4 protein-coding genes, 2 rRNA genes and 1 pseudogene are annotated in these 9,355 nt (G+C 59.0%); 3 read left to right on the forward strand and 4 right to left on the reverse strand.

All coding sequences use genetic code 11. The annotated features are described in order from the left end of the window. Window positions 1–4,837 (forward strand): immunoglobulin-like domain-containing protein (locus tag J5M56_RS23395; protein ID WP_207937880.1); only part of this gene is annotated, 4,837 nt, incomplete at its 5' end. Window positions 4,838–4,992: 155 nt separating this feature from the next. Next, window positions 4,993–5,334: a hypothetical protein gene (locus J5M56_RS23400; protein ID WP_060480548.1), complete on the forward strand. Its 342-nt coding sequence runs from the start codon at window positions 4,993–4,995 to the stop codon at window positions 5,332–5,334. A gap of 49 nt (window positions 5,335–5,383) precedes the next feature. Here the strand turns inward: J5M56_RS23400 and lapD are convergent, their stop codons facing one another. Continuing rightward, window positions 5,384–7,330: a cyclic di-GMP receptor LapD gene (lapD, locus tag J5M56_RS23405; protein WP_207937881.1), complete on the reverse strand. Its 1,947-nt coding sequence runs from the start codon at window positions 7,328–7,330 to the stop codon at window positions 5,384–5,386. Window positions 7,331–7,340: 10 nt separating this feature from the next. After that, window positions 7,341–8,103, reverse strand: a pseudogene (gene lapG / locus J5M56_RS23410) (cysteine protease LapG). A 161-nt stretch (window positions 8,104–8,264) separates the two neighbouring features. Between lapG and J5M56_RS23415 the strand changes: the two are divergent. After that, window positions 8,265–8,954, forward strand: a complete 690-nt coding sequence (locus J5M56_RS23415; RefSeq protein ID WP_060480545.1) for a GntR family transcriptional regulator — start codon at window positions 8,265–8,267, stop codon at window positions 8,952–8,954. An 82-nt stretch (window positions 8,955–9,036) separates the two neighbouring features. Here the strand turns inward: J5M56_RS23415 and rrf (J5M56_RS23420) are convergent. Continuing rightward, window positions 9,037–9,152: ribosomal RNA gene (rrf, locus tag J5M56_RS23420) — 5S ribosomal RNA — on the reverse strand. A gap of 109 nt (window positions 9,153–9,261) precedes the next feature. Continuing rightward, window positions 9,262–9,355 (reverse strand): 5S ribosomal RNA (rrf, locus tag J5M56_RS23425); the annotation flags it as partial.

Raw genomic sequence — 9,355 nt, forward strand, 5'->3', positions numbered from 1 at the left:
CGCCAAGCTGACCAACCCGGCCGGCAGCGCGATGACGGTGACCCTGAGCAACGGTGCAGTCATCAATATCGCCAAGGGCCAGAGCCAAGGTACTGTCACTGTCGATGCACCGAAAAACACCGTGTACATCGATGCCGGCAGCGTCAGCACGACCATTACCGGCACCACCGGCGGTGACTTCGAGAAGCTGAGCGTCAGCCCAACCCCGGCGGTAACCGCCGTGACCGACAGCATCGACACCAGCACCGTAACCCTGACGGCCACCCCAAGCGTGACCGAGGGCGGCGTTGTGACCTACACCGCCACCGTGACCGCGCCTGTGACGGAGAAACCGCTGGTCATCAGCTTGGCCAACGGCCAGACCATCACTATCGGCGTGAACGAGACCAGCGGGTCGGTCAACTACACCGCACCGAACAACGTCTACAACACCAATGCTCCGCTGACCAACAGCATCACCAATGTCACTGGCGGGAACTACGAGAAACTGGTTACCACCGGCACACCAAGCACCACGGTTGTCGATGGCGCCAACACCAAGGACACCACCGGCCTCAGCCTGACCGCCACACCGACCGTTGCCGAAGGCGGCCAGATCACCTATACCGCCAAGTTGACCAACCCAGCTGGCACCGAAATGAAGATCACCCTGAGCAATGGGGAAGTCATCACCATCGGCAAAGGCATGAGCGAAGGCAGCGTGACCATCAACGCGCCAGCCGATGATCCGTACATCGATGCCAGCACACTGAAAGCCAATATCACCGGCGCTACAGGTGGTGACTTCGAGCAGCTGGTCATCGACGGGGCGTTCATCGAAACCAAGGTCACCGACACCATCGACAACACAGGCCTGAGCCTGAGCGCCACGCAAACTGTCGCTGAAGGTGGTCAGATCACCTACACCGCCACCTTGACCAACAAGGCTGGTACCGACATGACCGTCACGCTGAGCAACGGCGCGGTAATCAACATTGCTGCTGGCAAGACCTCCGGCACCGTCACCGTCCCTGCCCCGGCAGACGATGTGTACATCGATGCAGGTAACGTCTCGGCCAAGATCACCGGCACCAGCGGTGGCAACTTCGAGCAACTGACCGTCAGCGACACAGCGGCGGTCACTGCCGTCACCGATACCATTCAGACCACCACACTGAGCATCAACGGCACTGCTGCGGTGGCTGAGGGCGGTACCGCGACCTACACCCTGTCGCTCACCAACCCTGCGCAAACCGACGTCACCGTGAAACTGAGCTACAGCGGCACCGCCACCAACGGTGCCGATTACACTGGCGTGGTCAGCGTGGTGATCAAGGCCAACAGTTCGTCTGCGACCTTCAGCATCCCGACGATCAAGGACAACGTTACCGAGGGCACCGAGCAATTCACCGTCAAGATCGACTCGGCCAGTGGCGGCAACTTCGAGAACCTGGCCATCAGCGGTAGCGCCGGTAGCGCAACCACGGTCATCTTCGAACCCGCCCCAGTACTGGACCTGGATGCCAACGACTCCAGCGGCAAGACTGGCGCGGACTACCAGACAACCTTCACCGAGAACGGCAAGGGTGTGTCCATCGGCGATGTCGACCTGAGCATCACCGACTACGACAGCTCGATGCTGACCGGCGCTACGGTTACCCTGACCAACCGTCAGCCGGGCGATGCGCTGAACCTGGGCAACAGCGTCAATGGCATCACCATCAACGCCAACAGCACTGATGGCAAGGTGGTACTGACCCTGAGCGGCACCGCGTCGCTGGCTGACTACATCCAGGCGTTGAAGAACATCACCTTCATCAACAGCAGTGAGGACCCAAGCACCACGCCACGCACCATCACGGTGACAGTGACCGATGGTGTGAACACCTCCAACGTCGCCACCACCACGGTGAACGTGATTGCCGTAAACGATGCGCCGACCACAACCGGGGGCGCGGTCACCGGTACCGAGGACACCGACCTCGTACTGGGCTGGAGCGACTTCAACGTTAGTGATGTAGACTCGCCACTGAGCAGTCTGGGTGTGACCATCACCAAGCTACCGGATGCCGGAAACCTCAAACTGCTGGTGGGCTCCACCTGGACCGACGTCAAAGCTGGCCAGACCATCAGCCAGGCCGACATCGCCGCTGGCAAGCTCAAGTTCGTGCCGCTTGCCAATCAGTCGGGTGTGGATGCCTATGGCGGTACCGGCGTGGGCAACAAGCAGGCTGACTATGCACAGATCAAGTACACGCCTACCGACGGCAAGGATGCGGGCAGTGAAGCGACGCTGAAGGTCGATATCAGGCCTGTGGCTGACGCCCCGTCCCTGAGCATCGGCAACAACAACGTCGAGTCTCTGGGCCTGACCAAGCAAACCTGGACCAGCCTCACTGGCCTGGGCACCAATGGCAATGGCATTACGGGTGACGCGCTGAAGAACGTCTTCGCCAACTCTGGCAACGCCAGCAAGAGCGAGTTGGTCAATACGGTCGATACCTCGTCCACCATCACCCCCGGTTCAGGTTCCAAGACCTCCGGGCTGATCTACCTGGAAGCCGGCAAGACCTATACCTTCAGCGGCACCGCTGACGACAGCCTGCAGATCGTCGTTGGCGGTAACAACGTAGCGGGAGCGACCTGGGGCTCGGCCAGCGGCAAGATCACTGGCAGCTTCACGCCGACCACCAGTGGCTACTACACCCTGGAGATCTACAGCGCCAACCAGGCAGGGCCAGGTAGCCTGGATGTCAACATTCAGGTGGGCAGCGGTGCGGTCACTGACCTGAACAGCGCCAACATTCCGATGTACCCCAACGTCGCTGCGCTGGCCAACACCGGTGTAACCGTATCCGACCTGCATGGCAGCAACGGTGCTGGTTACTACGATGGCTACAAGCTCAACGAAGGTGGCGAGAACGGCGCGCCGATCAAACTCGTGAGCATCAGCACCGCGCTCACCGACACGGATGGCTCCGAGAGCCTCAGCGTCAAGCTTTCCGGTATCCCGGCAGGCTCGGTGCTGGCCGACAGCGCTGGCCATACCGTAACCGTGGGCAGCGCTGCAGTGGACGTCACTGGCTGGAACCTTGGTAGCCTGACCATCAAGCCACCGGCCTACTACCAAGGCCAGTTCGATGTGAAGGTATCTTCGACCTCGAGCGAAAGCGTTGGCGGCAGCACGGCGACCACCGAAGGCACGTTCAAAGTCACGGTTTACCCACAGGCCTACACCACCAGTAACCTGTCGGCAGAAAACGACACCCTCACCGGCACCGATGGCAACGACATCATCGTGTCGGACGTCAATGGCCTGCACGTGGTGCCGGGGCAGAACTACAACATCGCGTTCATCGTCGATACCTCGGGCTCGATGGGATCCTCTGGTGTGGATGCGGCCAAGTCGTCGCTGGAGTCGGTATTCAAGACACTGGCAGCGAGCGTCAAAGGCGCCCAGTCGGGTGTGGTCAATATCCTGCTGGTAGATTTCGCGACCCAGGTCAAGAGCAATGTGTCGGTCACCCTCAACGATGCGGGCCTCAAGACCTTGCTGTCGGCCCTGAACACCCTGCAGTCGGGCGGCGGCACCAACTATGAAGATGCCTTCAAAACCACTGCCAACTGGTTCCAGGCGCTCAAGAATGCAGGTAGCACTGGCAGCAATCAGACATTCTTCATTACCGATGGCCAACCGACTTACTACCAGACTGGTGAGAAGACCAACCCGACCCTGGGCTACAGCAGCGTCACGCTGGACAACTACCTGAGTTCGGTCAACTACAAGTTGGGTGATTCGCTTACCAACGCTACCGTGGACAGCACCACCCGAGTGTCCATCCAAACCGACGGGTCGATCACGGTCCAGTACAAGAACGTCTATGGCAACTGGAGAACCTACGAAACCGGCACGCTACACGCCCAGGGTGACGGTACCTACGAGATGTCGACCCGCGCGGGTACCGGTAGCACTACTAACGACGCCACCCTGAGCAACTCGCTGGAAAGCTTCAAAATCCTCTCGGCGCTCTCGGGTGTAGAAGCAATCGGCCTGAACAGCGGTGTCAACACCGACGATCTGAAGCCGTACGACACCGATGGCAAGCCTCAGACCAACATCGACCCGAGCAAGCTCGCCGATGCCATCCTGGGCCATACCGAAGCCACTCTGCCAGGCAACGATACGGTGAACGGGGGTGACGGCAATGACATCATCTTCGGCGACCTGGTGACCTTCCCGTCTATTGCAGGTACGGGTGTCGAGGCCATCCAGGCCTATGTCGCCGGCAAGACTGGGGTCGACATCGGTGACGTAGACGCGCGGGCGATGCACAAGTACGTCAGCGAGCACTACACCGAGTTCGACATTTCCGGGGCCAATGACGGCAGTGACACGCTCATGGGTGGGGCAGGCAATGACATCATCTTCGGCCAGGGTGGCAACGATTACCTCGATGGCGGCAAGGGCAATGACATCCTGCTTGGTGGCAGTGGCAACGACACCCTCATCGGCGGCCAGGGTAACGACATCCTGATCGGCGGCAGCGGTGCCGACCTGTTCGTGTGGAAGGCGGGTGACGTTGGCAACGACGTGATCAAGGACTTCAAAGCCAGTGAAGGTGACCGTCTGGACCTGCGCGACCTGCTGCAGGGCGAGACAGCTAGCACCATCGACAACTACTTGAAGATCACCACCACGGCAGACGGCACGTCCACCTTGCAAGTCAGCACAGAAGGCAAACTCAATGCTGGCGGCAGCGCCGACGTGACCATCAAGCTCGAAGGCGTTAACTGGTCGAATACCACGGTCAACTCGTTGATCAGTGGTGCTGACCCGACCATCAAGGTCGATCACTGATATCCCCTCTACGGTGGCCAGGGATGGCTACCGTAGAGTGGCTTTTCCAGTTCCCTTTCACAGCGCATACTCATGCACCGGGCCTAACCTGCCCGGTGAACTTTGCCTATGCTGCGGATAACCAATAAGGAACCATCGTGACGAGGGATGACGCTATGTTCTACGTGCAACGCAACGCCGACGGCCAGTTGCAGCGGGTAGAAGCTGCCCCCTATGCCGAGTACACGGAAATCCTCGCGGCCGACCATACCGATATCCTCGAATGGTTCGCCGATGATGTGGTCGAGAACAGCCTGCGTCAGCTGAAACAGAGCGACCTGGACATGATTCGCGTGCTGGAGGATTTGATCGAGGTACTGACCACCAAGGGTGTGATCAGCATCACCGACCTGCCACCTGGTGCCCAGGCCAAGCTGCTCAACCGCTCAACAGCGCGCATGGCGCTGGGCAGCTTGAACAACCTGATCCAAGAGGATGAGGACAGCGGGCTGATCTGAGCCGCCCCCTGAGGCGTGCCGTCAGGGGGCTACTGCGCCGCCGCTGGGGTCAATGCCAGGGGGCCGGCTCACCGACCAATTGCCCCTGTACGCCGCCCACGCCCATTTCCACAAGAATGCGGCGTTCACCTTCGGTTTCTACGCGCTCGGCGATCAACGGCAGGTCGATACTGTGCGCAGCACGCTGGATAGCTTCGATGAACAGGCGCTTGTGCTGCTCCTGTTCGATATTGCGGATATAACTGCCGTCGATCTTTAGGTAGGCCAGGCCCAAGTGTGCCAGGTTGCCAATCATGCTGAACCTGCCGCCGAAACGCTGCAGCGCCAAGCCGAAGCCCAGGCCATGCAAGCGCCGGGTGATGTTCTCCAGGGTGGCATGCTCAGGTAACTGCTCTTCGCCGATCTCGAAGATCAATCGAGGGCCCAAAGCAGCATGCTGACCCAGCAATTCATACACACGCTGCAAGGCAGCAGGGTCGGCCAAGGTGGCGGCCGAAAGGTTCAGCGCCAGGACGTGGTTGTGGGTTTGCAAATGAGCCAGCACCTTCTCCAGCACAAGCACATCAAGCCGCGGCATCCAGCCAAAACGCTCAAGCCATGGTAAGAAGCGGCCGGCTGGCAGTGCCTCGCCTCGGTCATCGTGAAGGCGCGAGATCACCTTATAGTGAAGGATGTGGTCGGTCTGATTGGCATCCACCACAGGTTGGAAGAACAGTTCGAACTGCCCGTTGGCGAACGCTTGGTCCAATCGTGTATGCCAGCCATGCTGGGTATCACCTGCCACCGCGGCAACGCCTTGCTCAAGGCACACCCACCCAGGAGTAGGCTGGTTCTCGGCCCGGGCCAGGGCTTCGTCCGCTAGCTTCAGCAACGCTTGGGGTGCATCGCCAGGGGTAAAGGGTGCAAGACCGATGCAGGCCACCGGATCGACGTCACTAGCCCCGGTCACATGCAAACTTTGCAGCGTGGCCTCCAACGCCTGAGCAAGCTGCACGGCCTCTTCGTGGACCATGCCAGGGGCCAGAACGGCGAACTCGCCGCCACGGCTGCGAGAGATCAGGTCATTGGTCTCTGGGAAATTGGCACAAGTACGCCGCAGTTGCTCGCCTACCGCCTGCAGCAGCTGGTCGGTACGCTGGCCACCCAGGCGGGCGTTGAGCCCTGCCAGGTCCTGCACGCGCAGCAGCAGCAGGTAGCCAGAGCGGGCCTCTTCCATATTGCTGACCCGTGCCGCCAACTGCATTTCGAAATAGCGCCGATTGGAAAGCCCTGTGAGGCTGTCCTGGTAGGACTCGGCGCGCAGCCGCTCACTGCGCTCGGCCTGCTCGGTAAACAGCGCTTTGAGCTTCTCCACCATCTGGTTCATGGCCTGCACCACACGAGCCAGTTCAGGTGTGCGCGGCAGTTCTGGCAGGCTGAGGAATTCACGCCGTGCGATGGCATGGGACTGCTCGACCATATAATCCAGCGGACGCAATTGACGGCGCAGCAACAGCGCACCAAGCACCGCGCTTGCAACGCCACACAGCAGTAACCAACCAAGGCTGCCCAAGGCGCTCTGCCACAGCTTGGCAATCGCGAACATCGGGTGGCTGATGACTTCCACGCGAGCAGCCTGCTGCCAGCCACGGCTGACGATTGCATCGCCGCCAGCAGCCTCCAGGCCTATCAAGTGGATGAACCACGCCGGTACACCTCCAGGGTCGGGCTCGGCATGCCGCTCCACCAGCACGGCATTGGATTCAATGTCCACGACCTTGATGCTGGCGTAGTAGCCACTGTCGAAGATCGAGCTGACCATCAGCTCGACCATTGCCGGGTCATCGATGTTCGGCGTCAGCGACAAGGCCAAGGCTGTCGCTGCGTCCTGAGCGTGGGACCGCAACTGGTTGACGTATTGGCTGCGCGAGCTTTCCAGGCTGACCATGAAACTGCCGCTGAACGCGACTATCAGGAACAGGCAAATGGCCAACAGCAATTGTTTGAACAGTGACATCTGTGCTCCTTCAGTAAACCGGTTCGGCCGGGAACCCTTCGGCCTGCATTTTCTTCAGCAAATCCTGCCAACGGGACAACCGTTTGGTATCACCCACTTTCTTGTTGCCGGTAGCGCCCGTCAGCCACAGGCCTTCGCCATTGAAGGCGTATACCGGCAGCAAGTCGGTTCGCTGGCTGGCAGGCTTGATCGCATCCATGAGGCTGTCCAGTACAAGCGGTTGTGACTGCGGGCTTGAATAATAGGTCAGTACCATATGCGCGCGGTTCTGGCGCAGGGCTTTGACGTAGGTGATGCGCAGCTTTTCACTGGGTATGCCCATACGCCGCAAACTGAAGTATTTGGCGATGGCGTAGTCCTCGCAGTCGCCTGCACCTTTGATCAGCGCTTGAATCGGGGTAGCCCAGTAATCGACTTCATGCCAAAGGTCGATGTCCTCGACATAACGCAGCTGCTGGTTGAAGAACTGGTTAACCACTTGCAGCCGCTGCATCTCGCTCCCCTGGCTTTGTGTGGCCATCAACCGCTGCCAGGCATCGATACGGCCCTTGCCAGCACCCAAAGGCCCGTACAGTGCCTGGGATTTGCGGCTGATCTCGGCAAAGTCCCAATCGGCATTCAGGCCGCTCAGCAGCAGAGTACCCATCAGCAGGGCTAGGCCGAGACGTCGCACTGCGGTTTTGAGTAGCCAAGTGAACGCCACTTGCTAGGCCCTGTTCAGTTCATTCCAAAGCAGCGATGGTGGGGCCTGTCCACTCAAAAGACAATGGCACCATGCAATCATCCCGTCTGCGACTTGGAGCTATATTACTTTATGGTTATTCACCCCCTACTACAGGCTGCGTTGGATCGTTGATAGGTGCAGCTGCGTTTGCCGAGGCTCCCTGCCTATAATGCGGCTTATTGGATCCAACTTTTATAGTCGAGGCGTTCTTTGGCTGAGAAAATCAAACTCAGTAATGTGCTAGCTAGCGAGCAGCTATCACCCCACCTGGCCCGCAGCGTGATTGAAGAGCGCCTACGCAACGCCATCGTTGATGGTCGCTTGCCACCTGGCACCGCCGTTCGCCAGCAGGAAATTGCTGACTTATATGGCGTCAGCCGCATGCCTGTGCGCGAGGCGCTCCGCCAATTGGAAGCACAGTCGTTACTGCGAGTAGAGATGCACAAAGGGGCAGTCGTTGCCCCGTTGATTGGTGAGGACGCGGTCGACACCTATGAGCTGCGCGTACTCCTTGAAAGCCAAGCGCTGCGCCAGTCGATACCGTTGCTTGAGGAAAGCGACATAGCTAGCGCTCGTAGCTACATCGAGCAGCTGGAACACGAAACCAGTCATGCGCAAATCGGCCGTCTCAATCGGCTGCTGCATATGACGCTCTATAGCAAGGCCTCCAATCAAAAACTGCTGCGCTTGATCGAGAACGAGCTGAACGAAGAAGAACGTTTTTTGCGTTTCCACCTATCGTCCATGGGCTTGGGCAAGCTCACTCAGGACGATCATAATGCCCTTGTGGACGCTGCTGCGTCCAAGCAGGTCGAGGAGGCAGTGGGGGTGTTGCAGCAGCACCTGAATAACGGCGCACGTGTGATTAGAAACTACCTGAACAAACAGCGCGCTGTTTAGAAGCGTGACGGGTTGGGGTGCACCCTTGCCTAGAAAAGAAAAAGCCCCTGTCTGCAATGCAGACAGGGGCTTTTTGTTTGAATCTTGACGATGACCTACTCTCACATGGGGAAACCCCACACTACCATCGGCGATGCATCGTTTCACTGCTGAGTTCGGGATGGGATCAGGTGGTTCCAATGCTCTATGGTCGTCAAGAAATTCTGTGTGCTGATCCGTCCTGAGGACGTACCTGCGAATCTCTGTAGTTCCTACTTAAAGACAAAACCCCTACCTGCATACGCAGATAGGGGTTTTGCGAAATGAATCTTGACGATGACCTACTCTCACATGGGGAAACCCCACACTACCATCGGCGATGCATCGTTTCACTACTGAGTTCGGGATGGGATCAGGTGGTT

It is taken from the genome of Pseudomonas sp. 51_B (genome assembly GCF_017491595.1).
GTDB lineage: Bacteria > Pseudomonadota > Gammaproteobacteria > Pseudomonadales > Pseudomonadaceae > Aquipseudomonas > Aquipseudomonas promysalinigenes.

Coding starts and splice junctions, on each gene's coding strand:
- lapD (WP_207937881.1), bottom strand. CDS start 7,330: ATGTCACTGTTCAAACAATTGCTGTTGGCCATTTGCCTGTTCCTGATA.
- J5M56_RS23400 (WP_060480548.1), top strand. CDS start 4,993: ATGTTCTACGTGCAACGCAACGCCGACGGCCAGTTGCAGCGGGTAGAA.